The organism is Mesorhizobium sp. LEGMi-168a, assembly GCF_058312955.1.
The window spans coordinates 79,021-104,334 of the sequence record NZ_JBZEGV010000008.1; the positions used below are offsets into that span (position 1 = coordinate 79,021).

At 63.1% G+C, this 25,314-nt stretch carries 25 protein-coding genes; 11 read left to right on the forward strand and 14 right to left on the reverse strand.

The genetic code is table 11. The annotated features are described in order from the left end of the window. Positions 1–17: 17 nt before the first annotated feature. Positions 18–1,166, reverse strand: coding sequence for an amidohydrolase (locus AC4FWB_RS13585; RefSeq protein ID WP_491026591.1), 1,149 nt, complete (start codon positions 1,164–1,166; stop codon positions 18–20). 349 nt (positions 1,167–1,515) lie between these two features. Between AC4FWB_RS13585 and AC4FWB_RS13590 the strand changes: the two genes are divergently transcribed. Both AC4FWB_RS13590 and AC4FWB_RS13595 read left to right on the forward strand, forming a co-directional pair. Then, positions 1,516–1,827, forward strand: a complete 312-nt coding sequence (locus AC4FWB_RS13590; protein ID WP_491026592.1) for a hypothetical protein — start codon at positions 1,516–1,518, stop codon at positions 1,825–1,827. 28 nt (positions 1,828–1,855) lie between these two features. Next, positions 1,856–4,342, forward strand: coding sequence for a tetratricopeptide repeat protein (locus AC4FWB_RS13595; RefSeq protein ID WP_491026593.1), 2,487 nt, complete (start codon positions 1,856–1,858; stop codon positions 4,340–4,342). A gap of 52 nt (positions 4,343–4,394) precedes the next feature. On the opposite strand, the gene AC4FWB_RS13600 is transcribed toward AC4FWB_RS13595, so the two are convergent. Continuing rightward, a complete protein-coding gene (locus tag AC4FWB_RS13600) occupies positions 4,395–5,336 on the reverse strand; it encodes a LysR family transcriptional regulator (protein ID WP_491026594.1) in 942 nt (313 codons plus the stop codon). Positions 5,337–5,468: 132 nt separating this feature from the next. Between AC4FWB_RS13600 and AC4FWB_RS13605 the strand changes: the two genes are divergently transcribed. Together AC4FWB_RS13605 and AC4FWB_RS13610 are read left to right on the forward strand one after the other, a co-directional pair. Next, positions 5,469–6,389, forward strand: coding sequence for an NAD(P)-dependent oxidoreductase (locus AC4FWB_RS13605; RefSeq protein WP_491026596.1), 921 nt, complete (start codon positions 5,469–5,471; stop codon positions 6,387–6,389). A 28-nt stretch (positions 6,390–6,417) separates the two neighbouring features. Continuing rightward, complete coding sequence (locus AC4FWB_RS13610) at positions 6,418–7,344, forward strand: NAD(P)-dependent oxidoreductase (protein ID WP_491026597.1); 927 nt, start codon at positions 6,418–6,420, stop codon at positions 7,342–7,344. Between the two features lie 62 nt (positions 7,345–7,406). Here AC4FWB_RS13610 and AC4FWB_RS13615 read toward each other — a convergent pair whose 3' ends face one another. The 10 genes from AC4FWB_RS13615 to AC4FWB_RS13660 form a co-directional block, all read right to left on the reverse strand. After that, positions 7,407–7,793 carry a hypothetical protein gene (locus tag AC4FWB_RS13615; protein WP_491026598.1) on the reverse strand — a complete coding sequence of 129 codons (387 nt, stop codon included), beginning with the start codon at positions 7,791–7,793 and terminating at the stop codon, positions 7,407–7,409. Between the two features lie 468 nt (positions 7,794–8,261). Next, positions 8,262–8,525, reverse strand: coding sequence for a hypothetical protein (locus AC4FWB_RS13620; protein ID WP_491026599.1), 264 nt, complete (start codon positions 8,523–8,525; stop codon positions 8,262–8,264). Continuing rightward, positions 8,522–8,863: a hypothetical protein gene (locus tag AC4FWB_RS13625; RefSeq protein WP_491026600.1), complete on the reverse strand. Its 342-nt coding sequence runs from the start codon at positions 8,861–8,863 to the stop codon at positions 8,522–8,524. The genes AC4FWB_RS13620 and AC4FWB_RS13625 overlap by 4 nt, the downstream gene beginning before the upstream one ends. A gap of 248 nt (positions 8,864–9,111) precedes the next feature. Then, positions 9,112–10,287, reverse strand: a complete 1,176-nt coding sequence (locus AC4FWB_RS13630) for an ABC transporter ATP-binding protein (protein WP_491026601.1) — start codon at positions 10,285–10,287, stop codon at positions 9,112–9,114. Beyond that, a complete protein-coding gene (locus AC4FWB_RS13635; RefSeq protein ID WP_059185515.1) occupies positions 10,280–11,422 on the reverse strand; it encodes an extracellular solute-binding protein in 1,143 nt (380 codons plus the stop codon). The genes AC4FWB_RS13630 and AC4FWB_RS13635 overlap by 8 nt, the downstream gene beginning before the upstream one ends. Beyond that, positions 11,419–12,264 carry an ABC transporter permease gene (locus AC4FWB_RS13640; RefSeq protein WP_491026602.1) on the reverse strand — a complete coding sequence of 282 codons (846 nt, stop codon included), beginning with the start codon at positions 12,262–12,264 and terminating at the stop codon, positions 11,419–11,421. The genes AC4FWB_RS13635 and AC4FWB_RS13640 overlap by 4 nt, the downstream gene beginning before the upstream one ends. Next, entirely contained in the window at positions 12,261–13,139 is an 879-nt protein-coding gene (locus AC4FWB_RS13645; RefSeq protein ID WP_491026604.1) for an ABC transporter permease, read from the reverse strand. The genes AC4FWB_RS13640 and AC4FWB_RS13645 overlap by 4 nt, the downstream gene beginning before the upstream one ends. A 223-nt stretch (positions 13,140–13,362) precedes the next feature. Next, positions 13,363–13,803 carry a hypothetical protein gene (locus tag AC4FWB_RS13650; protein WP_491026605.1) on the reverse strand — a complete coding sequence of 147 codons (441 nt, stop codon included), beginning with the start codon at positions 13,801–13,803 and terminating at the stop codon, positions 13,363–13,365. Positions 13,804–14,092: 289 nt separating this feature from the next. Beyond that, positions 14,093–14,815 (reverse strand): haloacid dehalogenase type II, encoded by a 723-nt coding sequence (locus tag AC4FWB_RS13655; protein WP_491026606.1) that lies wholly within the window; start codon positions 14,813–14,815, stop codon positions 14,093–14,095. Between the two features lie 26 nt (positions 14,816–14,841). Next, positions 14,842–15,777: a DMT family transporter gene (locus tag AC4FWB_RS13660; RefSeq protein WP_491026607.1), complete on the reverse strand. Its 936-nt coding sequence runs from the start codon at positions 15,775–15,777 to the stop codon at positions 14,842–14,844. A 209-nt stretch (positions 15,778–15,986) separates the two neighbouring features. On the opposite strand from AC4FWB_RS13660, the gene AC4FWB_RS13665 reads away from it, so the two are divergent. Next, the gene (locus tag AC4FWB_RS13665) at positions 15,987–16,877 is read left to right on the forward strand and encodes a LysR family transcriptional regulator (RefSeq protein WP_491026787.1); all 891 of its coding nucleotides are present in this window, start codon (positions 15,987–15,989) and stop codon (positions 16,875–16,877) included. 168 nt (positions 16,878–17,045) lie between these two features. Here the strand turns inward: AC4FWB_RS13665 and AC4FWB_RS13670 are convergent, their stop codons facing one another. Then, positions 17,046–18,035 carry a LysR family transcriptional regulator gene (locus tag AC4FWB_RS13670; protein ID WP_491026608.1) on the reverse strand — a complete coding sequence of 330 codons (990 nt, stop codon included), beginning with the start codon at positions 18,033–18,035 and terminating at the stop codon, positions 17,046–17,048. Between the two features lie 221 nt (positions 18,036–18,256). On the opposite strand from AC4FWB_RS13670, the gene AC4FWB_RS13675 reads away from it, so the two are divergent. The 6 genes from AC4FWB_RS13675 to AC4FWB_RS13700 all read left to right on the forward strand — a co-directional run bounded on the left by AC4FWB_RS13675 (position 18,257) and on the right by AC4FWB_RS13700 (position 23,963). Beyond that, complete coding sequence (locus tag AC4FWB_RS13675; RefSeq protein ID WP_491026609.1) at positions 18,257–19,099, forward strand: transporter substrate-binding domain-containing protein; 843 nt, start codon at positions 18,257–18,259, stop codon at positions 19,097–19,099. A 116-nt stretch (positions 19,100–19,215) separates the two neighbouring features. Continuing rightward, positions 19,216–19,965, forward strand: coding sequence for an amino acid ABC transporter permease (locus AC4FWB_RS13680; protein WP_491026610.1), 750 nt, complete (start codon positions 19,216–19,218; stop codon positions 19,963–19,965). Between the two features lie 15 nt (positions 19,966–19,980). After that, positions 19,981–20,667 carry an amino acid ABC transporter permease gene (locus AC4FWB_RS13685; protein ID WP_491026611.1) on the forward strand — a complete coding sequence of 229 codons (687 nt, stop codon included), beginning with the start codon at positions 19,981–19,983 and terminating at the stop codon, positions 20,665–20,667. Between the two features lie 10 nt (positions 20,668–20,677). Further along, complete coding sequence (locus tag AC4FWB_RS13690; protein WP_491026613.1) at positions 20,678–21,427, forward strand: amino acid ABC transporter ATP-binding protein; 750 nt, start codon at positions 20,678–20,680, stop codon at positions 21,425–21,427. A 31-nt stretch (positions 21,428–21,458) separates the two neighbouring features. After that, entirely contained in the window at positions 21,459–22,949 is a 1,491-nt protein-coding gene (locus AC4FWB_RS13695) for an aspartate ammonia-lyase (RefSeq protein WP_491026614.1), read from the forward strand. Between the two features lie 21 nt (positions 22,950–22,970). Beyond that, positions 22,971–23,963 (forward strand): asparaginase, encoded by a 993-nt coding sequence (locus tag AC4FWB_RS13700; protein WP_491026615.1) that lies wholly within the window; start codon positions 22,971–22,973, stop codon positions 23,961–23,963. Positions 23,964–23,993: 30 nt separating this feature from the next. Here AC4FWB_RS13700 and AC4FWB_RS13705 read toward each other — a convergent pair whose 3' ends face one another. Then, the gene (locus AC4FWB_RS13705; RefSeq protein WP_491026617.1) at positions 23,994–25,313 is read right to left on the reverse strand and encodes an HlyD family type I secretion periplasmic adaptor subunit; all 1,320 of its coding nucleotides are present in this window, start codon (positions 25,311–25,313) and stop codon (positions 23,994–23,996) included. Between the last annotated feature and the right edge of the window lies 1 nt (position 25,314).

The window sequence follows — 25,314 nt, forward strand, 5'->3', positions numbered from 1 at the left end:
GCTTTTCCTTCAAGCTCTCAACCGAGAAGATTGCGCGCCGTGCGCATGAAAATCCTCGAGCCGATCGGGATCAGGTCGTCCGGGAAATCGTAGTCCGGATTGTGCAGCGCCGGGTAGCGCTCGCCCGCGCCAAGGAAGAACATCGCCGATTTGGCATTGTGCCCGAAGATGCCGAAATCCTCCGAGGCGCGCATCGGTAGCGCTTCCTCGCCGCGCGGCACGCCTTCCTCGTCCAGCGCCCGGTTCAGATGCTCCACCGCGTCCGGCGCATTGACGCTGGCCACGAAAATCTCGTGATAGTCGAAGCGCACGGAAAGGCCATGCCCGGCCGCGATCTTCGTGCCCAGCGCTTCAGCGGCGGCGACCAGCTCCGCCATGCGCTCGTCGCGCCTTGTGCGCAGCGTCGCCCACACTTGCGCCGAGCCGGGCGCGATGCCGAACACAGCTTCGCCCATCGCGGCATGGGTGACGGTGACCATGCTGAAATCATCGTCGGCGAAAGTGCCGCGCCCGAGCGCCGGCAGCTGCGGCATCAGCCGGCTCACCGCCAGCATCGGCGACACGCCGGTTTCGGGCATGGAGGAATGCGCGGTCTTGCCCTCGAGCATGATCCGCATGCCGCGCGAGGCGCAGTTGACCACGCCGGCCTTGAGCCGCACCTCGCCGAAAGGCACGCCCGGCAGATTGTGCAGCGAGAAGGCGAAGTCCGGCGCGATCTCTGAAAAGCGCGGATCGGCGACGACGCCGGCGGCACCATTGCCGGTTTCCTCCGCCGGCTGGAACATCAGCACCACGCGACCGCGCGCTGGCCTTTGCCGCCCAAGCTGGCGGCCGAGCGCGGCCAGGATCGTGGTGTGCCCGTCATGGCCGCACATATGCGACTTGCCCGGCACCTGCGAGGAATGCTCGACGTCCGAAAGCTCATGGATCGGCAACGCGTCGAGCTCCGAGCGGAACAGCACCGTCGGCCCTTCCTGCCCGCTGTCATAGACCGCCGCCACGCCATGGCCGCCCAATCCGGTCAGCACTTTGTCCGGGCTTGTATCGGCGAGGAAGTCGACGACCTCCTTCGCGGTCTTCTCCTCCTCGTTGGAGATCTCCGGCTGCCGGTGCAGCTTGCGTCGCCATGCCGTCAGTTCGACGAGGTCTCGATTGGTCAGGGTCATGGTGTTCGGCTCCGCTTGTGCTTGCAGCTCACACAAACACAATAGGGTTTTGGCCGTGCCGTGCCATGCCGATCAATTCAAATAGTCCATGGAGTGAATTCTCTCCAGCGCCTGCGTCGGGGCCGGACATTGCCCCGACCTCAAACCCGGTGGGCTGCCGCGCCGCCAGCGCGTCCGCGCTGGCCGGAGCTGGCGAGCTAACGCGACATTAGATTAACGGTTGCTTGGCTCGGGTCGGCGAAGGCGCGTTGCGGATCTTGGCGAGTTCGTGACCATATGCGCAAATAATGATATAGTCTGTATTGCCGTTACTTAATACGTTTGCCCATGGACGCGGGGACAGGCCGTCATGGATGTCGAGCTGCTTAAGGTCGTTGGACAAATAGCCGGTATCGGCGGGCTTGCCTTGGGGGTGTTTCTACTGCTTTTCCGTGAGATTATTCGCAAGAAGATCTTTCCCATGCTCCCGCCAGCACAGGCCTATCGGCTTTTGCAGATGATCATCGTCGCAGTTTGGTCAGTGGCAATTCTGGGAATTGCAGCCTGGGTCTATGTCGGCCAAGGGGCCGCGATATCCGCGGAGAACAGCGGCATCGCCATCGGCGGGGATGTATCCAGTTCAACCATCAGCAATTCAGGCAGTAGCGCCACCAACAAATAGGTTGGTTATGCGAAGCGCAATCTCGGGCATGGCCGTCACGATTTGTTTCTGTTTGCAGCCAGGCTTTGTTCCGCCTGCGGCCGCGCTAGAGGACAATGAAGCGAAGAACTGCGCGATTGCGATTTCCGGCTCTGTCGGTGCCAGCCAGATTTCGAATGTCTGCGGCGTTCCGCCCGAGCTGCTTGCAACGATTGTCGAGGAGTTCAAGGAGGCAAGAAAGGCATACCTGACCACCAACGAAACGCTTCGGGAACTGGCCAACGAGCGCGAAAGGACCGTCGAGAATGTGCGGCAAACTCTCGACCTGACCAACGGTCAGATACGGGCCGTCTTCGAAATCCTCGGTGAGAAAAACATCCCGCCCGAGCAGCTTGCCAGCAAGCTTGTCGAGATAGCAATAAGGTTCAAGGAGTTGCAGGCGGTCGCCGCAGCCAAGCCAGGCGATACTGCGGAGATCGCCTCGCTCAAGAATGACGCCGAGGCGGCGGTGAAGGCTGGCGAGCTCGACCGGGCCGATACCCTGCTCGCCGAGATCGAGGACAAGCAGGCCCAGGCGCAGGAGAGTCTGGCGATCAGCCGTGCGGCGACCCTTGCCAGCCGCGGCGACCTGGCGCTTGGCCGTCTGCGCTATATGGACGCCGCAAAACATTTCGCGAGTGCGGCGCAGGCGCTTCCCTCGACCGATAAACAGTCCGGCGCGAGGCGGGATTACCTCAAGAAGGAGGCTTCAGCGCTCCGTCAGCAAGGGGACGAATTCGGAGACAATGCCGCACTCAAAACTGCGATCGAACGATGGCGGCGCCTGCTCGATCTCACTCCTCGCGCTCAACTACCGCTCGATTGGGCCGCGACACAGCATGGTCTCGGCGTTTCACTTCGACTCCTTGGCGAGCGGGAGAGGGGGACGGTGCTGCTGGAGGAAGCCGTCGGCGTGCTTCGTGCGGCGCTTGAAGAACGGACCCGGGCGCGGGTGCCGCTCGACTGGGCCGCGACGCAGATCAATCTGGGCGTCGCGCTGGCGAGGCTCGGCGAGCGCGAAAGCGGCACGGCGAGGCTTGAGGAAGCCGCCGACGTCTTCAGTGCCATTCTCGAAGTGTGGACGCGCGAACGGGCACCACTCGACTGGGCCGCCACGCAGCTCGATCTCGGCAGCGTGCTTCTGACCCTCGGCGAGCGCGAAAGCGGCACGGGTCGGCTGGAGGAGGCGGTCGCAGCTTACCACGCCGCACTTGAGGAGCAGACCCGCGAGCGAGCGCCGCTCGACTGGGCGATGACCGAGATCAATCTTGGCAATGCTCTACATGTGCTCGGCGGGCGGGAGCGTGGCACGGCGCGCCTGGAGCAGGCCGTCGCTGCCTACCGCGCAGCGCTGCAGGAATCGACCCGCGAGCGCGTGCCTCTGCTGTGGGCGACCACGCAGGTCGGCCTCGGGAGCGTGCTTTTGACGCTCGCCGAGAGAGAAAGTGGGACGGCGCGGCTGGAGGAAGCCCTCGCCGCCTATCGCGCCGCGCTGCAGGAAGAGACCCGAGAGCGCGTGCCCCTCGATTGGGCGACGGCACAAGGCGGTATCGGACACGCGCTTCTGGAACTCGGCAAGCGCGAGGCCGGCGCAGAGCGGTTGCAGGAGGCCGTCGCCGCCTATCGCGCCGCCTTGGAAGAGGAGACCCGCGAGCGGGTGCCGCTCAGATGGGCCGTAACGCAGAGCAACCTCGGCCACGCCCTTTCGACGCTAGGCGAGCGGGAGAGCGGCACGGAACGACTGGAGGAGGCGGTGGCCGCCTTCCACGCTGCGATCGAGGAGCAGACGCGCGAGCGAGCGCCGCTCGACTGGGCCAACACGCAGTGCAACCTCAGCGCCACGCTTCTGGCGTTGGGCTGGCGTGAAAGCGGCACCGCGCGGCTGAAGCAGGCCGCGGCCGCGGCCGACGCCGCGCTGCAGGAATCGACCCGCGAGCGGGTACCGCTCGATTGGGCAACGGCCCAGAACAATCTCGGCAACGCGTATTTGGGACTTGGTACACGCGAAGCCGGCACAGGCAGCCTGGAAAGGGCCGTAGCCGCATATCGCACAGCCCTTGAGGAGCGGACACGGGAACGCGTGCCGCTCGGCTGGGCGCAGACACAATACAACCTCGGCATCGCACTCCTGATGCTCGGAGTGCGGGATAACGACACGGCGCGATTGGAGGAGGCCGTCGCCGTCTTCACCTCTGTTCTCGACGTGTGGACCCGCGAACGTGTGCCGCTCGACTGGGCCAAGACGCAAAACAATCTCGGCGTTGCGCTTGAAGCGCTCGGCAAGCGTGGGGGCGGCACCGAGCGGTTGCAGGAGGCAATCGCCGCGTATCGAGCTGCGTTGGAGGAATGGACCCAGGAGCGGGCGCCGCTGGACTGGGCGAGAGCGCGGAAAAATCTGACCGAGGCGCTCCAGGATCTCGACAGGCAGGAGGATGGGACGCTCCAGCCCACAGGGCGCTCTCTTCCGTCATCAAGCATCTCAACGACGGTTCGGTGAACGCAATCGCCGGTCAGTGGCAAGCAAAACGGCCGGTTGGCCCGTGCCGTTTTCAGGCTGGCCTGCTCTGGGCTCTTTGTTTTCCGGCCGCCGCAACCAGAAATTCCGCAAGCCGTCGCGCATCCTCCGATAGGGACGACTGGTCGTCGCGGCAGAGGTAGTATCCTCTGTTGGTTCGCAGGATATCCTTCGACAAAAGCACGAGGCGCCCGGCCTGCAGTTCGGATTGCAGCAGCCCGACGCTTCCCAAGGCGATGCCGTTGCCGCGAATGGCTTCGCCTATCGTCTGGGAGTAGGTGCTCATCATTTCCACCCGCCAGTCTTTCAAGCTTCCTACGGAAAGCGAACTGAACCAGACGCGCCAGTCCACCCAGTCGGGCGCGCCTCGCGCATAATTCAGGATCGGCGGCCCGTCCTTGGACCGAAGCGACGAAAACGAGGCTGTCGGATCGGCGTTCAGTTTTCGCGCGAGTTCCGGGGATGCCATCGGCGCCATCTCCTCATGCAATAGCAGCGTGGTCTGCCATCCGGGGATCACACCGTTGCTGTAGACCACGAGCAGGTCGTTCCTGGCCGCGAGCAGGCCGTTGGTGTTGTCGGAGGTCGTCAGGCGCGTCGGGCATGCGTCGCCGGACAGGCCGAAAGCCTGCAGTTGGGGCGCTAGCCAGAACATGCCGACAACGGTGTTCGCGGCGATCGACAGCGGCCTGCGCGCGTTTTCGCGCAGGTTCTCAAGGCCAAGGCGCAGAAACTCCAGCGCCGTGCCCACCGATTGATAGAGCTGGTCGCCGCTCTCGGTGGTCTGAAGCCGCCTGCCGTTGCGGATGAACAGCGGCTCTCCAACCCACTCCTCGAGCTGGCGTATGCGTTTGCTGACTGCTGCCTGCGACACATGCAGTTCGGTCGCGCAGCCGGTGAAGCTGCCGACGCGGTGGGCGGCCTCGAAGAAGATGAGCAGGTCGAGCGGGGGAAGGGCGGTCCGATATTTCCTCATAACCAGAGGTTATTAGAGAGGCCGAGTTTTTTCAACGTTTTCAGCCTGATGTCCCGGATGCATCTTTCGTGGTCAGATAGCTCTCGCGGAAGGGCGACAGACTTTGATCGGCATCACCGGAGATAAAATCAGATGACGGCTTTCCCTCGTGTCGGATTCGTCGGACTGGGCAACATGGGTGGCCCCATGTGTCAGAGGCTGGTGAAGGCGGGTTATCCGGTCACTGCTTTCGACCTCAATCCGGCCGCCCTCGAAAGAGTGGTCGCCGCGGGTGCCAAGGCCTGTTCCTCGGCGGCGGACTGTGCCGCGCAAGCCGACATCTTCCTCACCTCGCTTCCGCGACCGGATCACGTCGAAGCCGTCATGGCCGGCGACAGCGGCGCGCTGAAGAGCCTGAAGGCGGGAAGCCTTTGGATCGACCTCACCACCAACCGCAACGAACTGGTCTTCCGCCTTGCCGCCGAAGCACCCGAAGGCGTGACGATCGTCGACTCTCCGGTCACCGGAGCGGTGGACGGCGCAAGGAACGGCAAGCTCACCTTGTTCGCCGGCGGCGACCAGGCATCGTTCGACCGCGCCGCGCCCGTCCTTGGCCATCTCGGCACGGTCATCCATTGCGGCGCGCTCGGGACCGGCAATGTGGTGAAGCTGGTCACCAACCAGCTCTGGTTCATTGCCGCCGCGGCCATCGGCGAAGGCTTCGCGACGGGCCTCGCCAACGGCGTCGAGCTCGGTACACTGTGGCATGCGATCCAGAACAGCGTCGGCGACAGCTTCGTGGTCCGGCACGACGCGCCTTCGATCTTCGCCGGCCATCACGACCCGTCCTTCTCGCTCGACCTGTGCCTCAAGGACTTGCGACTGATCCAGGAATTGAACCGCAATGTCCGGTCAGCACTTCCCATGACGACCGCGGCCGAAGGCGCCTTCGCTCTCGCGGCGAGCCGCTATGGCGCCCAGGCGGCGGAGCTGCATGTCGCGAGACGCATCGAGGATGATTCCGGCCTCTCGATGCGCCTCGATGGCGATTGGGTTCCGCCATGGGAACAGTAAGCGATAAAATTTGGAGGAGAGGAAAGCGATGAAGGTTGGGTTCATCGGCCTTGGAACCATGGGCCGGAACGCCGCGCTGAACGTTGCGCGCGCCGGTTTCGAGATGGTCGTTTACGACGTCAGACCGGAAGCTCTGAAACCGCTTGTCGAACGGGGCGCCAAGGCAGCAGACAGCCCGGCCGATGTGCTCAGCCAGGTCGATGTCGTGGTGACGATGGTGTTCGGCCCGAAGGAGATCGAGGCCGTCCTCCGGGGCAAGGATGGTTTTCTGTCGGTCGATTGCCGGGGCAAGTACTGGATTGATCTCACGACCAGCAGCCCGGACCTGATGCGCGCGCTCGGTGCGGATTTCCGCGCCAAGGGCGGCGCGCCGGTCGACGCGCCGGTGACCGGTTCCGTGGACTCGGCGATCCGCGGCGACATGATCATGTTCGTTGGCGGCGAAGATGCCGACGTCGAGCATGTGCGGCCGGTGATCGAGGCGATGGGGGAGATCCGAAAGGTCGGCGGGCACGGCAATGGCTATGTCGCCAAGCTCGTCAACAACCAGCTGTGGAAGATCCACGCCGCCGCCATCGGCGAGGCAATGGTCGCTGCCAAGCTTGCCGGGTTGGATCCCGACGTCTGGTGGAGCGCGATGAAGGGCGGGGCGGCCGACAGCTTTGTCATGCAGCATGACGTGCCCTCGATCTTCGCGGGGCATTACGATCCATCCTTCCCGCTGGCGCTTTGCCTGAAAGACCTCGGCCTCATCGAGGAATTGATGACGGCCACCGGCACCCGCAACGAGCTGACGCGGGCAACACACGACCGGTTCAAGGAAGCAGCCTCGCGCTACGGCAAGGAGGCCGGCGAAATGACCGTCTGCAAGGTCATCGAGGACGATGCGGGCGTTGAACTGCGCGTCGCCGGCGATTGGGTGGCGCCGTGGGAGGTGAAGGCTCCCGCCGCCTGATCACTTGCGAGCCCTGGCTTGCGCAAGGAACGAATGCGCAAACTCAAAGACGGAGCTATATCTTAGCGGCTTCGCCCGATTGAGCTCGTGCTCATAGGCGCAAAGAAGCACGCCCATCTCATCGTGAGTTTGCCCACCCGATTGGTCGGCACCAACATCTCGCAGATATGGTATCGGTCGTCCGGGGCAACTTGGACGCGCTCTTTGGGAATAAACCATTCCCCTGTTGGCGGCTCATTGCGATAGTAAGGCTGAGGTTGCTTGACGTAGAAGCCGCCCCCCTCGGCCGGCCTTACGTCGTCGGCATCGAGCGGATGGCAATCTCGATTTCCGCAACATTTCCAATGCAGAACAGGGTCAGTCTTGTCGGTGTACCAATCGTGGGCGTCTGCCTCGACGATCAGGATAAACCATATCAACGAAGCAATGCCTGTATGCGAATGCTTCATGGGGAACCCCTCGCACTCGCTTATAGCATATTAGTGTATTCTAAAATATGTTTCAGCGGTCGAGATGACGCGGCCGGACAGCTGGTTAGCGCCCGCCGTCGCGCAGACCGACAGCTTCGGCGGCCGAACCACGACGGTGACCAAGTGTCCAGATAGCCCGGCCTGCTTTGGCGGATAAGATCGGCACATGGCAGCAAGCCGGGCTGTGCGCCGGCGTTGGGCTGGGGGCGGGGTAGCCGGCGCAGGGGGAAGGTGTTCGTTTGCCGGCGATTCGGCAATTGCAACAGAGGTCTGTTATCTCTGAGCAATGGTCTTAGCGCGCGACGGACGAATATCTTGATTGTCGTGGTCAACCGTACGGCGCAGTCACCGCTTCCGTCGCGTGTCCGATGAGAAGTTAATCGCTCCCTTCAGTAAAAAAGGCCGTCCCGGACGGATGGAACGGCCTTCTCATGCTACAGCGGAGTCTCAATAAGATGTTTTGGGCGCTGCCGTTGCGGGAGCTGCCGTCTTGGCCGCGGCCTTGGCAGCGTGCTTCTTGTGCTTCACCGGGCACTTGTGCGTCTTGGTCACCTTGCAGACCTTCTTGGCGGCAACCTTCTTCGGGGCGGCCTTCGCCGGAGCGGTGGCAGCCGGAGCGGCGGTCGTGGTGGCGGCTGCGTTGCCGAGGACCGGCATGGCGAAGGCGAGAGCAACAGCCAGACCTAGGGCGGAAAGGAGGGACTTTTTCATGGCTTTTTCTCCTTACTGTGCAGGTCGGTTTTGGGTGTCACTGCATCCGGGTCGATCGGTGTTACTCCAAGCAGCTTCAGAGCATTCGCGAGCATCCGGATTCCCTGTGCCTGCTTCTTGTTGGCGCAGAACCGGTTTCCCTTTCTTTGCAGTGCTTTCGCCGCGGTGACCTGCGTTGACGCGGCATGCGTTTCGAGGGCTTCGTCAACTTGGCGGCTGAGATTGGTGCAGCGCTCGGTCCGGGTGGTCGCAGCCTTTGCCCCGCCAGCTTCAACCGGGCCGGTGATGAGCGACATGCCGAGCAACGCACCCATCAAGCTGATCGAGAACCTTTGCATCGCTTGTCGCCAATCCGAACAAGTGCTGCAGTGCTGCAGCCGATGAACGACCCTCTCGCGTCAATTTTACGCCCGAACGATTTCTGGAGTTTTTCTGAAGTGTTTCTGGAGTGTTTCTGAATTGTGTCTGAGGCGCCGGCTGAGCGCCTTTGCCGAGCTCATCGCTCATTAGCCCCGAAGCCGCGAGACCGCGCGGTGAAGCGGGCCTGCTGTTGATGGAGAAGCAATCTCCAGGAGAAGGCGGCGTCTTACGAAATCCGCTGCCCGCTCTCGTCGAGCAGAACGCAGCCGCCCGGATCGAACCCGACCTCGATGGTCTCGCCCTCGCGGACGACGCGGCCGTTGATCGGGGCGTTGGCCCGCACGCTCGTCTTGCCGCCGATGTCGATCTCGTAGATGGCGCTGCCGCCGAGATAGGAGGTCGACACGACGCGGCCGGACAGCCGGTTGGCGCTCGCTGCCGCACCGACCGACAGTTTCTGCGGCCGGACCACGACGGTGACCTTGCTTCCCTGCGCCAGCGGCCGCGGAGACGCCACATGGACTGTCTGGCCAGCGGCAAGCGTGACTGCTGTCGGCCCGTCGGACTTGCTGACGGTGCCGGCAAGCATGTTGGCCTTGCCGAGGAAATCGGCGACGAAGGCGGTGGCAGGCCGCTCGTAGACCTCCTCCGGCGTGCCGATCTGCTCCACCGAGCCTGCGTTCATCACCACGATGCGGTCCGACATGGAGAGCGCTTCTTCCTGGTCATGCGTGACGAAGATGGCGGTGATGCCGGTTGCCTTCTGGATCTTCTTGATCTCGACGCGCATTTCCTCGCGCATATTGGCGTCGAGCGCCGACAGCGGCTCGTCGAGCAAAAGCACCTGCGGCTCGAAGACGATGGCCCGCGCCAGCGCGATGCGCTGCTGCTGCCCGCCCGACAGCTGCGAGGGCAGTTTCTTCTCGCTGCCCGGCAGCCGCACCATGTCGAGCGCCTGGCCCACCTTGCGCGCGATCTCGGGCTTGGGGACGTTGCGGTATTTCAGGCCGAAGGCGACATTGTCGAACACGGTCTTGTGCGGGAACAGCGCGTAGCTCTGGAACACCAGCCCGATATTGCGCTTGTAGATCGGCACATCGTCGACCCGCCGCCCGTCGATCATGATCTGACCGCTCGAAATGTCGACCAGCCCGGCGATGGAGCGCAGGATCGTCGTCTTGCCGCAGCCCGACGGCCCGAGCAGCGTGACGAAGCTGCCCTTGCGGATCGACAGCGAGAAATTGCGCACCGCGACGAACTTGCCATAGGCGATGTCGATGTCGCGGAACTCGACCGCCGGCTTTTCCGCGCCCATGCCGAAGGCAGGTCCGCCGGCGGCGGGGGAGGGTGCCCCGGCCGAGACCGGCCGGGGATCTGATGACGACACGCGGCTGTCAGGCACCTTTCGCGATCCTGTCCCACTGCTTGGTCCAGGCGTCCTCGTTGGTCGCCCAGTAGACCGGATCGGCGAAGGTCAGCGCCTTCATCGAGCCGGTCTTGTCGAAGGCCGGCAACTTCTCGATCTTCTCGGTGAGCTTGACCTTGGTCGGGTCGAGCGACGGCGGATAGCTCTGGCCCTCGGCCACCGCGATGGAAGTCGCCGGATCGAGCATGAAATTGATCAGCTCCTCGCACTCGGCCATCGGCGAGCCTTTCAGGATCAGCATGTCCTCCATCCAGGCATAGGAGCCGGCCGGATCGAGATAGCCGATCGGATGGCCCTGGTCCTGCAAGGCGGCGACGCGGCCCGACCAGGCATCGGTCACCACGATCTCACCCTTGGAGAGCAGGTCCATCAGCTCCGCACCGGAGCTCCAGAACTTCTTGGCGAGGTCGCGCGTCTCGCGCACCTTGGCCCAGATCGTGTCCATGTCCTTGATGTTGTTGGGGTCCTGTCCGGTGGCCAGAGCCGCGTACCAGACGCGCGTGGTCATGTCGGCATAGCCGCCGACCTTGCCGGCATATTTCTTGTCGAGCAGCAGGCCGGCGCCTTTTTCCTTCGCCTCCTCCGGCGAGATCACCTTGGTGTTGTAGGCGATGCCGGTGGTGCCGTAGTCGTAAGGCACGGCCGAGAGCTTTGGCGTCAGCTTGCGGAACGGCTCGATCATCGGCTGCAGCACATTCGCCATGTTGGGAATGTTGGCCTCGTTAATCTCCGAGTTCATGCCGGCATTGATGTATTTGATGTAGTAGTTGACGCCGGACGAATGCACGATCTGGAAGTCGCCGGGCTTGGCCGTCTTGATCTTGGTGATGATCTCGTTCTCGTCGCCGAACGTGCCTTGAACCACCTTGATCTTGGTCTTGGCCGTGTAAGGCTGGAAGGCATATTTGTCGATCGCGTCCTGCACCGTTCCGCCCCAGCCGTCGAAGCGGACCTGTTCGACCGCGGCGAGCGCCCGGCTCATCCACGGCATGGAGAGACCGGCCGAGGCCGCGGCGGCGGCAGTGAGAGACAGGAACGTGCGGCGGCTGAGATCGCCGTTGACGTAGCGGTCGTGCAGCCGTTCCAGCCGCTTGGTGGTGGTCAGTTTCATCGTGCTTCCTCCTTGGGTTCGCCGCGTCTTTTCAATCTGGTCAGGCTTTGCAGGATCAGGCCGCCGATCAGCGGGATGCCGACGGTCACCAGGATCATGACGGTGCCGAGCGCGTTGATCTCCGGGCTGATCGAGATTTTCAGCATCGAAAGGATCTGGGTGGGCATGGTCTCGACGCCGGCCGGCCGCCAGAACAGGCTGGCCGAGGTGTTGTCGAACGAGATGGTGAAGGCGAGCAGCGCGCCCGCCACGACCGCCGGGATGAGCAGCGGCAGCGTGATCTCGCAGAAGGACGAGAAGCGCGAGGCGCCGAGCGAAAGCGCGGCCTCCTCATAGACGCGCCGGATGCCGACCATGCGCGCCTGGGTGATCAGCACCACATAGGGCACGGCAAGCAGGATATGGCCGAGCACCAGGAGAAGCAGGGTCCTCGGCTGGTCGACCGCCTTGATCAGCACCAGGAGGCCGACGCCCAAAATGGTTTCCGGCACCAGCGCCGGCAGGATCACCAGCGTGCTCAGCGTCTGCTTGCCGGGGAAATCGAAACGCACCAGCGCGAACGACGTGACGACGCCGATCGCGGTGGTGGCGACCGCGGTGACCAAGGCGATCCACAGCGAGGTGCGGAAGGCGGCCAGCACCGCTTCGTTGGCCATCAGCTTACCGTACCATTGCAGGCTGAACCCGGTCATCGGGAAGCCGCCGAACATCGAGGCGTTGAACGACAGGATGACGGTCGCCACGATCGGCGCGAACATGAAGATGTAGACGCAGAGCGTGACGAAGCTTGTGAGCCGCCACGCCCATTTGCCTTCCTTGTTCGGCCTCGCAGGCTTCATCATCCACCAAGTCCTTTGACGATCTGCGACATGCCCATGTAGCGGGTGTAGATGGCGGCGAAGAAGCCGAGAACGACGAACAGCACGATCGAAAGCGTTGCGCCCATCGGCCAGTTCAGCTCTCCCATGATGGTGTCGTAGATCAGGTTGCCGAACAGCGCGTCGCGGCCCGAGCCCAGAAGCTGCGGCGTCACATAGCTGCCGGCCGCCAGCACGAAGCAGAGCAGCAGGCCCGCCGCCAAGCCCGGCAGCGAGAGCGGCAGCGTGACCTCGCGGAACGCCTGCGCGCTGGTGCAGCCCATCGAACGCGCCGCCGCAATCAGCGTGCGGTCGATGCTCTCCAGGCTGACATAGACGTTGAGGATCATGTAGGGCAGCAGGAAATGCAGCAGCCCCATGATCACCGCGCCCTCGGTGTAGAGCATCGGCAGCGGCTCGCTGATGATGCCCATTTTCAAGAGCGCGACGTTGATGACGCCCTGTTCGCCGAGGATGTTGATCCAGGAAAAGGTGCGGATGGTGAAGCTGATCCAGAACGGCACGATGAGCAGGAGAAGCAGCAGCCATTTGTGCTTGAAGCTGGTGGCCCAGATGAAATAGGCCGGAAAATAGCCGAGCACGCCACAGAGCAGCGCCGTCATGGCGCCGACACGCAGCGTCTTCAACAGGAAGCCGTGATAGTAGCTGTCGGTGAGGAATTCGTGCCAGTTGGCGGCCGTCAACGCGCTGGTCTCCACGCCGGCGGTGACGAAGGTGAAGAATGTATAGACCGCCATCACGGCGATCGGCAGCACCAGGAAGAAGATCAGCAGCAACAGCACCGGCGCGATCAGCATCCAGGCCAGCCGTGGATCATACAAGGTCCATCGATTTTTCATGCGCACCCGAAGGTCCGCGCTTTCTTCGAAGCGCTTGGTGTTCCCGCAGTGAAGATTGTTTCATTGCCGCCGCGATGTCCACAGGCGGCGGTCCAAATTCCATTCTGCCAGACGGGTGCTCGCGATTGCGCCAAAGGCCGTGCAGGGGAGCCGGGGCAGATCATGCCGCCAGCGGCTCACCTTGGCAAATCGGGTTCATCAACGACGAACGGAGCGGCGGCCCTTACCTCAGCCCGATGCTCATGCCGCTGAGATCGGCGTTGACCTGCAGGCCTACCTGCCGGCCGGTGAGTTCGAGTCGGGCGCCCTTGTCGTTGGTCATGACGATCACCTGGGCGCCTCTGCCGATCGCGCCGCCGCCGCCGGCTGCGCCATACACCCCCGTCACGTCTCGGACGCGGCGTATGTTGCGCACGGTGCCTTTGAAATAGGTTTTGGAGGCACCGAAGGCGAGGCCGCCCGAGATGCCGCCGATCGAGATCGGATAGTGGCGGCCATGGAAGGTCAGCGTGCCCTCGCCACCCGAACCGCCGATGAAGAAGGCCGCCTTGTAGACAGAAAAGCGGATCGAACCGCTGTCGGCATGCGCAACACTGGCAAGGCTAACGCCAGCGGCCGCGATGACGGCAACCGCGACTGAACGAAACCTGGATGAAAACTTCATGGTGAAAGACTCCTCAGAAGCGCCCGCGTGCGCAACCGGCCGGGGGCGTCAGCGTCGTATCAAAGCTATAGCTGAACAGTCTCGCACGTCTTTAGTTCCAAGGCTCGCGGACTGAATCCTGCCGCGAGAAGACCGCCACGAAACGAGGCCGATGGCGAACACGGTCTTGGCTGTGAGAACGGTGGCCAGCGGCTTGTCGCTGCGCCCACCGCTCCGTGAACGCCCGCGCAAAATAATCCAACATTGCCAGGCGACGTGCTGGAAGAAAGTCCGGTCGACGGCTCAGCTATCAGCCACCCAATTCTGCAATGTGCGCCTTCACGAGGTCCGCCATGCTGTCGAAGCGGAAATCCACCTTCGGCATGTCGCCGGGGTGCATCGTGGCGCCAAAACCCTGGTCGGCGTGACGGCGATAGATCCAGCACGACGCCAGGCCAATGCGGCTGGCGGGAACGTGATCATGGAACATGCTTTCGGCCGTGTGCAGGATCTGTCCCTTCGCGACGCCGATGGTCCCGAGCTTTTCCAGCATATAGTCGAAATTGCGCTCGGAAGGCTTGTAGGAGCCGATATCCTCCGCCGTGTAGATCGCATCGAAATCGACGCCGAGCTTCTTGTTGCTGAACGAAAAGCTTGCGTTGTCGACATTGGACAGGATGATCAGCTTGTAGTGCCGCTTGAGATATTGCAGGGCTTTCGCGGAGTCGGCAAAGGCCGGCCAGTCCTTCACGCTTTCGCCATAGGCCGTGCATTCCTCTGGAGTGACGACGACGCCCCATTCCTCGGCGAGCCGTTTGTAGACGATAGCCAGAAGCTCGCGGTAGCGCTTTTGCGGGGTCCATTTCTGCTGGCTGGCTTCGTGCCGGGCGTGGGCCTCGAGTATCTCGTTGCGGGTCAAGCTGCGGCCAGCCCGCTCGGTCAGCGGCTTCAGGCCGTCGATCATGCCGGATTCCCAATCGATCAGGGTGCCGTAGCAGTCGAACGTCAGGGCCTTGAAATCTGTTAGCTTCACGGGGTTTATCTCCTTGAGGTCCATGATTATCCGATAGGCTGCTCGACCGAGCTCAGACCCGCCGCGACCTTCGATGCTGCGCTGCGCGATGACGTGAGCCAGACACCGAACAGCGTCACCGCAAGTCCGAAAAACATCGCCGTCGACAGCGGCTCGCCGAAGATCAGCCACGCCCAGAGCATCGTCACCGGCGGGCTGAGATAGATCACGCTGCTGACCTGCGCGGCGCTGTAGTGGCGCAGGCTCATGTAGTAGACGCCATAGCAGAAGAAGGTCGAAAACAGCACCAGCCATGCCATGCCAAACTGGAAACGGCCATCGAGAGGCGGCGTCAGCCCGCCATTCCATTCGGCGCAGAAAGCAAAGAGGCTAGCTGCCGTCAGGCATTGAATGCACAGGCTCTGATGGATGGGCATATCGATCGTGCCTATGCGCTTCTGCACCACGGTCGCCAGGGCGAAGACCATCATGGAAGCGACGGTGAGGACATATGCCCAGACCGGCGCCGTCCCGAGGCTCAGGCTGTCCAGCGAGACGATGAGGACGCCTGTCACCCCCAGCGCCGTTCCGCTCCATTGCCTCCCGGTCAAGCGGTGGCCCAGAATGGGCTGCGACAAGGCTGCGATGGCGAGCGGGACGAGATCGGAAATCAGTGCGACAAGGCCCGTCGGCACGCGCTGGCCGATGGCTAAAGCGAACCCGCCCAGATAGAGGAACATCGTCGCCACGCCGAACGCCATCTGCTGGATCAAGGCACGCACGCTGATGCGCGGCCCGATCAGCAGAGCAAAGGGCAGGAGGATCAATCCGGACAACAAGGTTCGCCAGAACAGGACCAGCATGACATCGGCGTCCTCGCTGGCGTAGCGGATGCCGACGAAGCCGGAACTCCAGCTCACGACCAGGGCGGCCGCCACGATCGGCCATATGAGGGGATGGGTCTTGTTCTGCGGGAGTGTCACGGGGCTCTTCGTTCATGCGACGTCCGTGTTCCGGAAGCGGATCACGGGCAATGTTTGGCGCAGACTTATGGCGACACGTATGCGCCGTTGCACATGACAAATTTCGATACGCTCATGAAATAGCCGCGAAAGATGGCATACTCGTTTGCCTGAAAACCGGTTCTGCGTCAGAAGTTGGCGCGTCGCTTTCATTCCGAACGAGGATTGTCATGGCTGGAGTGATGAGCCGCCGCCTGGATGTCGATGCCTTGCGGGCGCTGGTCGCGATCGAGAAGCATGGCGGCGTCACGCGTGCGGCCGAGGTTCTCGGCTTGTCGCAGTCGGCTGTCAGCCACAAGGTCCGGAGGCTGGAAACCAGCCTCGACTGCGAGATCCTCAGCCGCAAGGCAAACGCGCCGATGTTCACCACGGCCGGGCACGATCTCCTGGGTTATGCGCGGCGCATCCTGGGCATTCATGACGAAGCGATCCTGAGCCTTTCGAAAAGCACGCTGCAAGGCAAGATCGCGCTTGGCATGACCGAGGATACGACCTGTACGGATCTCTCACGCATTCTTGGCCGGTTCCGCCGGCTTTACCCCGAGGTGAGCGTGCGCACGCAGGTGCGCATGAGCCTCGTCCTGCGGGAGCAGCTCAGCCAAGGCGCCCTTGATGCGGCAATCGTCCAGGTGTTCCAGCACGAGGTGCGCCCCGCTGACATCGTCCTGTTTCGCGAAACGCTGCACTGGGTGAAGTCTCCCGACCTGGTGCTGTCGAAGGACAAGCCGATCCCGTTCCTTTCCTTCGATGAAGACTGTTTCTATCGGCGTTGGGGCCTCGATCTTGGGCAGGATGAGGGAACGGTGTTCGAGACCGTGTTCGAATGCTCCAGCGCGGCCGGCATCATCGCAGGCGTGATCGCGGGGCTCGGCGTCGCGCTCTTGAGCCAGCGGCACCTGCAACCCGGCATGGAGATTGTCGACAAGGATTTCCCCAAGCCTCCGGACCTCGCCTATGTGGTCAGGCGCGCGCGCAACGCCCGAAATCCCGCGCTGGAGACTTTGGTCAGGGAAATCGAAGCCGAAGTAAAACGTTACGGCGCGCTTCAGATCGCCGTCTGAGCGGGGCACGTTGCTGCTGGGGGGAGGAAAGCTGCGCATGCATGGCGACCGCCCCTCTTACCGCTCCGCGAACGCGGCGCGCGCATGGCGTCGCGCGCCTTGGCTGCCGGGAAACATCCGGCCAAGGGGCAGGGAAGGGCGGCTTTCGACCAGCCGCAACGGAGGATTTTAGCCGTTGCTGTCGGGACTTAACATCATCCATTCCATCTTGGGTTCAAGCCACGGGGCAAGCTTGAGGAACCGAGGCAAGGCTCTTGCTCTGACGATGTTGCGGGCGAGTTCCGCAACGCGCGGCCCGAGCGTGACGAACTCCTCGCGGCGGGTGACGAAGGTCAACTGGCGCGAAAATCCCGGTCCCGGCAGCGGCATCACCTCGACGCCGTCGACAAAGGCAGCGCCCTGGAGCAGGCAGAGCGGGGTCGTGATGGCGACGCCGACGCCGGTCGCCACCATAGCGACCAGCGCGTCGGAAGTGTCGAATTCGAGCATGCGCGGTGGCTCCAGGCCAAGTCGGCGCAAGTGCCGCTCGATTTGCGAGCCGCTGTGCGAGCGCGCGCTAAGTCGTATCAGATGGCGACGGGATAGGATTTCGCGCAGGTCCTGGTCCCTGCAATCGGCGCCGAGATTTTTCGGCACCAGCAGCAGATAGGGTTCGCGAAACAGCGGATAGCGCACGACGTCGTCGAGGCCCTCCATCGGGTCCGAGGTGACGGCCGCGTCGATAGCGTGGCGCATCAGCGCCTCGGTATGGGAATAGGCGAGGCCCGACCATGCGGTGAGCCGCAGCGCCAGCGCCCCGTCCACCAATTCTTTGACGAGGTAGGCGCCGATGGTGCCGGCAAAGGAATCGACCAGGCCGAGCCGCAGGTCCAGCCGCTCCGGCATCGCCACCGCCGAGCGCACCGCGTCGACCGCCCGGCCTACCCGCTGAACAACCTCCTGAACCTGGACAGCCAGCACGCTTCCCGCGTGGGTCGGAGCCAGCGGCCGACGCTCGCGGTGCAGAAGCTTGGCGCCAATCTCCTTCTCGACACGGCGCACGGCCTGCGACACCGCGGATTGGGTCAGGCCGAGGCGTGATCCGGCCGCGCTCATGCTACCGCTTTCAATGGCCACCGCGGCAATTTCAAGCATCCTGAGGTCGATGCCGCCCTTCATCGGAATTTTCTCTCTTCATTAATTGAGATCATACTTTCCATTAATCTGAGTACATACGCCGAAAAGCAATTGCGGCCAACCGTCCGTGGCGTCATTCATGTCCGCGAAGGCCGCAACGGGAAGGAGCCTTCGCGAAACAAACCGACAAAAAAGAAAAGCGCCCGCGAAGCCGTCGCTTCGCGGAGGCGAGGGATATTGAACACTCACGGACGGAGATGACGATGAAAGCGTTGAAAACCTTCGCATTCGGGTTGATCCTCGGGCTTGGCGCGGCCGTCGCGCACGCCGAGACGCTCGACTGCGGCGACGACACCTTGTGCAAGATCGAGGCGACGAAGGTGCTGAAAGTCGGCACCAAGGACGACTACAAGCCGTGGTCCTACCGGGCGGCGGACGGCAGCTTCGCCGGCATGGAAGTGGATCTCGCCAAAGCGCTCGGCGAGCTCCTCGGCGCCAAGGTCGAGATCGTCAAGGTCAACTCGGCCAATCGCTTCGAATTTCTCGCCCAGGGGCAGATCGACCTGATGATCGCCTCGGCGACCGACACGGCCGAACGCCGCCAGGTCGTCGGCTTCGTCCATCCGAACTACTATTCGTCGGGCTACAACATCCTGCTGCCGAAGAAAGTGAAGGCGACGAAGTGGGACGAAATGGCCGGCCAGACCATCTGCGCCATCCAGGGCGCCTGGTACAACAAGCCGGCGCAGGAGAAGTTCAAGCTCGAGCTGCTGGCCTTTGCCGGCACCGCGGAGGTCGACAGCGCCTTGCAGCAGGGCCGCTGCATCGGCGTGCTATCCGATGACAATATGATCAACGTGCAGCTCGCCGACCCGAAATGGGCGGACTATTACATGCCGCTGCCGACCCAGGACGACGCACCCTGGGGCATTGCCGTCCGCAAGGCCGATCTCGACAAGCCGTGGGGCGTGCTGGTCGCTGGCGCGATCGCCAACTGGCACCGCTCCGGCAAGCTGCTTGAACTCGAAAAGGCCAACGGCATCGCCGAATCCGCCTATCTGCGCAAGATGCACGAGGCGCTGAAGGATCACCTCGCCACGCAGTGAGCGAAAGGTTCCTCAGGCCAGGATGACGTCCCGATAGGCCGCGTCAATCTCGTCGGTCATGCTCTGATCGCGCCGGTTCCCCCGGGGAACCGGTTGCCTCTTCACGGGAGCGGGCAATGCTTGAAGTCTTTCGTCAATTCGCGCTCGACCTGAAGGCGTCGGGCATCAACCTGACGATCCTCTACGACGCGTTCGATTTCGAACGCTTCGTCTCGGGGCTCGCCACCACCTGCGCCCTGGTCGTCGTCTGCACGTTCTTCAGCATCGTGATCGGCGGCATTGGCGCAGCGATACTCGGCCTGTCCAGGGGGCCGGCCGCGATGCTGGTGCGCGCTTATGTGGCGCTCATCCGCAACACGCCGCTCCTGGTGCAGATGTACTTCTTCTATTTTGCCGTCGGCAGCCTGATGCCAGTCGGACAGAACGCCATCGGCCTGCCAGTGCCGCTGATTGGAAACTTCACCTGGGCGGTGATCGCGCTATCGCTCTACGCCGGCGCCTTCAACGTCGAGACTTTCCGCTCCGGCATCGGCGCCGTGCACGGTTCCTACGAGGAAGCGGCGCTGGCGCTGGGCTACTCGCGCTTCAAGGCGTTCCGCTACGTCGTGGCGCCGCTGGGACTCCGCTTCTCCTTTGCCTCGCTGGCCAACAACCTGGTCGATCTGACGAAGTCTACAACGGTCGCCTATGCGATCGGCGTGGCGGAACTGCTCTACGTGTCCAACCAGATCTGGTCGGACTCCCTCAACACTTTCGAGATGATGAACGTCATGCTGGCCATCTACCTGCTTTTGACCGGGATCGTGGTGTGGATCATCGGCCGCGTCCAGGCAGCGATGCGCCTGCCTGGCTTTGGCGCGAGCTGAAGGGGAGTGGGCTCGATGTCAGAGACATCCATCTTCGCCGATGTTCTCCGCTGGCTACCCTTCGTGGTCTGGGGCTTTGGGCTCAACGTGCTGATGAGCGTTCTGGCGATCGTGCTCGGCACGGCTGCAGGAGTATTCCTGGGGCTTGGCCAGATCTCGCACGTCCGCCTGGTCGGCGGTTTCTCGCGTCTCGCCACCCAGCTGTTCCGCAATGCTCCCTGGTTGGTGTTGCTGTTCTACTGCATCTTCCTGATGCCGTATTCGATCACGATTTCCGGTGCTGCCTACAACGTGCCGAGCTGGCTGCGCGCCACACTTGGCTTCAGCGTGCCGGTGGCGGCCAACTTTTCGGAGATCGTGCGCGGCGCGATCGGGTCTATCCCGAAGGGCCAGTGGGAGGCCGCCGAGGCGCTTGGCTATTCCAGGTCCGTCACGCTGTTCCGCATCATCCTGCCTCAGTGCATCACGCGCATGCTGCCGCCGTGGATGAACCTTTATGCGCTGCTCATCACGGCGACGCCGCTGGCTTCGATCGTCGGCGTCGAGGAAGCGCTGGCACGCACCCAGGCGGCGGTGCAGTCCGAGGCGCAGGCCAGCTTCCTGATCCCGATGTATGTCACCCTGCTGGTGATGTTCTTCCTCTACACCTATCCGATTTCCCGCATCAGCAACGCGCTCGAGCGGCGCTTCCGAACCGTCTGAGGAGTTTCTCATGCGAATCGCGACTGAAGGTCGAACCTTGGTCTCGCTGAAGGGCGTTCGTAAGGCGTTCGGAAGCTTCGAAGTGTTGCGCGACGTCGAACTCGGCGTCGCCAAGGGCGAGGTGGTGGCCATCATCGGCCCGTCCGGCTCCGGCAAGTCGACGATCCTGAGGACCATCAACGGGCTGACCCCGGTCGACCATGGCGTCATCCAGGTGGGTGACATCACGGTAACGGACCCCAAGGTCGACAAAGTGGCGCTGCGGCATCGTGTCGGCATGGTGTTCCAGCAATACAATCTCTTTCCGCACAAGACCGTGCTCGAAAACGTCGCCATGGCGCCGATCCAGGTGCTCAAGGAGCCGCGCAAGGACGTCGAGGAGCGGGCGCGCGACCTTCTTGCCGGGATGCGTCTCACGGAGAAGGCACTTTCCTATCCGGGCGAGCTGTCGGGCGGACAGCAGCAACGCGTGGCTATTGCCCGCGCGCTTTGCATGCAGCCGGAAGTGATCCTGTTCGACGAGGTGACGGCGGCGCTCGATCCGGAAATGGTCAAGGAAGTGCTCAGCGCCGTCAGGAAAGTCGCCGAGGACGGCATGACATGCATCCTGGTGACCCATGAGATGCGGTTTGCGCGCGAGGCAGCCAACCGCATCTTTTTCACAGACAAGGGCGTGATCGTCGAACAGGGCGAGCCAAAGGCATTTTTCGCCAACCCTCAGGATAAGCGGACCAGGGAATTCCTGGACAAGGTTCTCTAACCTCGCCGCTATCCAAACCAAGGAATTCGACATGAACGAGACTTTGCCAGGGTCGGCAGGCAGCGATGGCGAGCGCATCGAGACGGACGCGCTGGGCAGCCGGCGCATCGACAACGCCCATTACTACGGCATCCAGACGGTCCGCGCGCACGAGAATTTTTCCATCTCGGGCAAGACGATTGCCGACATTCCAGGCTTTATCGAGAGCGTCATCCGCATCAAGCAGGCCGCTGCGTTGGCCAATCTGGCAGCCGGCGGACTGCCCAAGGAAATCGCCGAGGCGATCGTCGCGGCCGGCAAATATTGCCTGGAAAACTTCGAGCCGTCGCAGTTCTGCGTCGACATCTACCACGGCGGCGGCGGCACCGCCGCCAACATGAACGTCAACGAGGTTCTGGCGAACCGGGCCAACGAAACCCTGACCGGCCGCAAGGGTTATGACCGTGTGCATCCCAACACGGATGTGAACATGGCGCAGTCGACCAACGACGTCATCCCCTCGGCGATGAAACTCGCCGTGCATGAATTGCTGGCGCGGCTTGAGGGCACCGTGTCGATGCTGGTCGAGGCGCTGGCCGCCAAAGAGTCGGAGGTCGCCGACGTAATAAAACTCTCGCGCACCTGCTTCCAGGATGCACTGCCGATCACCCTTGGCCAGCAATTGTCGGGCTACAGGCATGGGTTCCAGCGCATCTTGCGCGAGCTGGGCGCCGTGAAGCAGAAATGTCTGCACCTGCCTCTCGGCGCCACCGCGGTCGGGACCGAATTCGGTGCGCTGGCCGGCTACAAAAGCGAAATCTACGCTGAGCTCAGCCGCATCACCGCGCTTGCGTTGGAGCCGGACGAGAACTTCTTCGACGGGCTGCAGAACGCCGACCAATGGATAGCGGTCTCCGGCGTGCTGAAAGCGCTGGCGCTGTCGATCGCCAAGATGTGCGCCGACCTGCGGCTGATGTCGTCGGGTCCGCGCGCCGGCCTGTCCGAGATCACGTTGCCCGCGGTGCAGCCGGGCTCGTCGATCATGCCCGGCAAGATCAACCCGGTCATTCCGGAAATGGCCATCCAGGTCTATTTCCGCGTCCTCGGCAACGACGCCACCGTCACGCGCGCCTGCGAGGGCGAACTCGACCTCAATGTCTGGGAATCGATCATTCTCAATGCCGTCACCGAGTCGATCGTGCTGATCGACCGAACAATCCCCTTGCTCGTTTCGAAGTGCATCGCGGGGCTTACGGCCAACGAGGCGACATGCCGCAAGGCGGCAGAGGGGTCGCTGGCATTGTCCACGGCAATCGCGGCGGTCTTCGACTATCCCAAAGCCGGATCCGTGGCGCGCTTCGCCGCCGAGCGAGGCCTGCTGGTTAAGGATGCGGCGGTCGAGATGGCGCTTCTGTCGCGGCAGGAGGCCGAAGAACTCTTCGAGGTCTCGCTTTTCGCTGATCCTTTGCGCTATCAAACGGTGATCCAGAAATATCGCCTGCTGGCGCAACAAGGTGTGCTCGGCGGCGCCGCGACGGAATGACCGCAGCATATGACAAGTGTAGTGCCTGAAGTGGCGTTCATCGGAACCGGCGGAACGATCGCCTCGATCGGCAAGGATGCGTTCGATGTCCTGGATTACGGAAACAACGACAACAGACTTCACGCCGAAGACATCATCGCGAAGGTGCCGCCATTGGGCGGTTTGGCCCGCGTGACGCCGGTTCGTTTCAAGAATATCGAGAGCACCGCGGTCACCGCCGACGACTGGCGGGATCTGGCGCTGCTTTGCACCAGGCTCGCCGGTGATAACCCCGAACTCGCGGGCATCGTCATCGGCCACGGCACCGCAACACTGGAGGAGACCGCCTACTGCCTCTCGCTGACGCTGAAGCTCACAATTCCCGTGGTTGTCGTGGGGTCGCAACGGCCGCTGAACGGCATTTCGTCGGATGCGCAGGCGAATCTGGTCAGTGCGATCAGGGTTGCTGTGTCGCCTGAATCAAGCGGTCGCGGCGTTCTGGTCGTGCTGAACGACGAAATCCATGCGGCGCGTGATGTTAGCAAACGGTCGACTTTCCGCCTGCATGCCTTCCAGTCCACGGATTTCGGCATGCTCGGTCAGGTCGACGGCGAGACGGTCCGCTACTATCGCCGAACCGAGCGACTGCACACTCTGGAAAGCGAGTTTTCGATTGCGGACATCGTTGCAATGCCGCGCGTCGATGTGGCCTACAGCTATGCGGGCTCGGACGGAACGGCGATACGTGCGTTCGCGGCTGCCGGCGCCAAAGGCATCGTGCTTGCGGGCTTCGCACCGGGCATGGGCACCCCGGCGGAAGTCGAGGCGCTCGAAGAGGCGATCTCGAACGGCGTCGTGGCCCTGCAATCGTCCAGGGTCGGAAGCGGAGCGGCGCTCGACAGCGCCAGGCACCGCGCCATCGGCATATTCGCCGCCGACAACCTCTCGCCGCAGAAAGCGCGAATTCTGCTCGGCCTCGGCCTTGCAAGAACGCATGACCACGGCGATCTGAAGAGAATATTCGCCACGTATTAGTCGTAGATCGGCCAGTCGAAGCGCGGACTCCTACCGCTCCGCAAACGCCCGCGCGAAGGAGTCTATCATCGGCCGTGCCAGATATTCGAAGAAGGTCCTGTCGCCGGTGTTGATGAAGGCCTCGACCGGCGTTCCGGGATAAAGCTGCTCGGCCTTGACGCCGGGCGGCAGGGCGTCGGCGATCTTCAGCTTGGCGCGGAAATAGGGTTCGCGCGTCGCCTGGTCGATCAGGCGGTCGGCGGAGATCTCGCTCACGGTGGCCGAGACTTCGGGCGTCAGCCGCATGTTGAGCGCCGACAGCCTGAGTTTCGCCGGCTGGCCGACGCGGACCTGGTCGACGTCCTTCGGCCTGAGCTTGGCGTCGACGTTGAGGCCCGACGTCGTGGGCAGGATCTCCATGATCTTCTCGCCGGGGGCGATCACGCTGCCCTTGGAATTGTAGGTCGACGACACGACGATGCCGGCCGCCGGCGCCTTGATCGTCGTGCGTTGCAGCACCGCCTCGGCCGCCCCGATCTGCTCCTCGATGTCGGCGAGGTTGGTGCGGACGTCGTCGAGCTTGGTCAGCGCTTCCTCGACGCGTTGCGTGGTCAGGCGCTCGACCTGCACCTGGGCTTCGACGATCTGGCTGTTGGCGGCGGCAAGATTGGCCTCCAGCGCGCCGGCCTGGCCGACGAGGTCGGCCTCTGAGCGCAAAAGCTGCGAATATTCGGTGCGGTTGGTGAGGCCCTTGTCCAGGAGCCCGGTCTTGATGCCGAGCTCCTTCTTGACGACTTCCGACTGCTGCTCGATGGCAAGCTTCTGGGCGTTCAGGCCCACGACCGACTCGCGATGCATGGCGACCCGTTGCGCCATGATCGACTGTTCGGAGCGGAAGCGGGCGAGTCTTGCGTCGAACTCCTTCTGCTGTTCGCGAAGTAGGTTCTGGAAGTCCTGCTGGAACGGCGCGGGTGCCGCGTCAGTGATCGGCGCCAGCCTGTCCAGCCCGTCGCGCTCGGCCTCGAGCCGCGCCGCGGTTGCCTTCAGCGCGATCGACTGCCTCGTCAGCCGATTGAGATCGGCTTGCGCGGCCGTCCGGTCAAGGAGGATCAGATCCTGGCCCTGCTGCACGCGGTCGCCTTCATGGACCAACAGTTGCTGGATGATGCCGCCCTCGGGCTGCTGGATCAGGATGTTGCCGCCGGTCGCGGAGATCGTGCCCTGCGTGATCACCGCGCCGGACAGCGGCGCGCTCGCCGCCCAATAGCCGAAGCACCCGACGAAGAGCGCGATTGCCGCATATCCGGCGAATGCCACGCGCCGGAAGTCGGTGCGCGGCTGGCCGTCCCAGGTTAGGCTCTCGACCGTCATC

Bases quoted from the DNA above. Each gene is read 5' to 3' on its own strand.
- AC4FWB_RS13670 (WP_491026608.1), bottom strand. From the start codon at position 18,035: ATGAAGGGCGGCATCGACCTCAGGATGCTTGAAATTGCCGCGGTGGCC.
- AC4FWB_RS13590 (WP_491026592.1), top strand. From the start codon at position 1,516: ATGGATGTCGAGCTGCTTAAGGTCGTTGGACAAATAGCCGGTATCGGC.
- AC4FWB_RS13650 (WP_491026605.1), bottom strand. From the start codon at position 13,803: ATGAAGTTTTCATCCAGGTTTCGTTCAGTCGCGGTTGCCGTCATCGCG.
- AC4FWB_RS13645 (WP_491026604.1), bottom strand. From the start codon at position 13,139: ATGAAAAATCGATGGACCTTGTATGATCCACGGCTGGCCTGGATGCTG.
- AC4FWB_RS13685 (WP_491026611.1), top strand. From the start codon at position 19,981: ATGTCAGAGACATCCATCTTCGCCGATGTTCTCCGCTGGCTACCCTTC.
- AC4FWB_RS13640 (WP_491026602.1), bottom strand. From the start codon at position 12,264: ATGATGAAGCCTGCGAGGCCGAACAAGGAAGGCAAATGGGCGTGGCGG.
- AC4FWB_RS13690 (WP_491026613.1), top strand. From the start codon at position 20,678: ATGCGAATCGCGACTGAAGGTCGAACCTTGGTCTCGCTGAAGGGCGTT.
- AC4FWB_RS13615 (WP_491026598.1), bottom strand. From the start codon at position 7,793: ATGAAGCATTCGCATACAGGCATTGCTTCGTTGATATGGTTTATCCTG.
- AC4FWB_RS13665 (WP_491026787.1), top strand. From the start codon at position 15,987: ATGGCTGGAGTGATGAGCCGCCGCCTGGATGTCGATGCCTTGCGGGCG.
- AC4FWB_RS13595 (WP_491026593.1), top strand. From the start codon at position 1,856: ATGGCCGTCACGATTTGTTTCTGTTTGCAGCCAGGCTTTGTTCCGCCT.
- AC4FWB_RS13610 (WP_491026597.1), top strand. From the start codon at position 6,418: ATGAAGGTTGGGTTCATCGGCCTTGGAACCATGGGCCGGAACGCCGCG.
- AC4FWB_RS13585 (WP_491026591.1), bottom strand. From the start codon at position 1,166: ATGACCCTGACCAATCGAGACCTCGTCGAACTGACGGCATGGCGACGC.
- AC4FWB_RS13635 (WP_059185515.1), bottom strand. From the start codon at position 11,422: ATGAAACTGACCACCACCAAGCGGCTGGAACGGCTGCACGACCGCTAC.
- AC4FWB_RS13695 (WP_491026614.1), top strand. From the start codon at position 21,459: ATGAACGAGACTTTGCCAGGGTCGGCAGGCAGCGATGGCGAGCGCATC.
- AC4FWB_RS13620 (WP_491026599.1), bottom strand. From the start codon at position 8,525: ATGAAAAAGTCCCTCCTTTCCGCCCTAGGTCTGGCTGTTGCTCTCGCC.
- AC4FWB_RS13705 (WP_491026617.1), bottom strand. From the start codon at position 25,313: ATGACGGTCGAGAGCCTAACCTGGGACGGCCAGCCGCGCACCGACTTC.
- AC4FWB_RS13605 (WP_491026596.1), top strand. From the start codon at position 5,469: ATGACGGCTTTCCCTCGTGTCGGATTCGTCGGACTGGGCAACATGGGT.
- AC4FWB_RS13625 (WP_491026600.1), bottom strand. From the start codon at position 8,863: ATGCAAAGGTTCTCGATCAGCTTGATGGGTGCGTTGCTCGGCATGTCG.
- AC4FWB_RS13675 (WP_491026609.1), top strand. From the start codon at position 18,257: ATGAAAGCGTTGAAAACCTTCGCATTCGGGTTGATCCTCGGGCTTGGC.
- AC4FWB_RS13680 (WP_491026610.1), top strand. From the start codon at position 19,216: ATGCTTGAAGTCTTTCGTCAATTCGCGCTCGACCTGAAGGCGTCGGGC.
- AC4FWB_RS13600 (WP_491026594.1), bottom strand. From the start codon at position 5,336: ATGAGGAAATATCGGACCGCCCTTCCCCCGCTCGACCTGCTCATCTTC.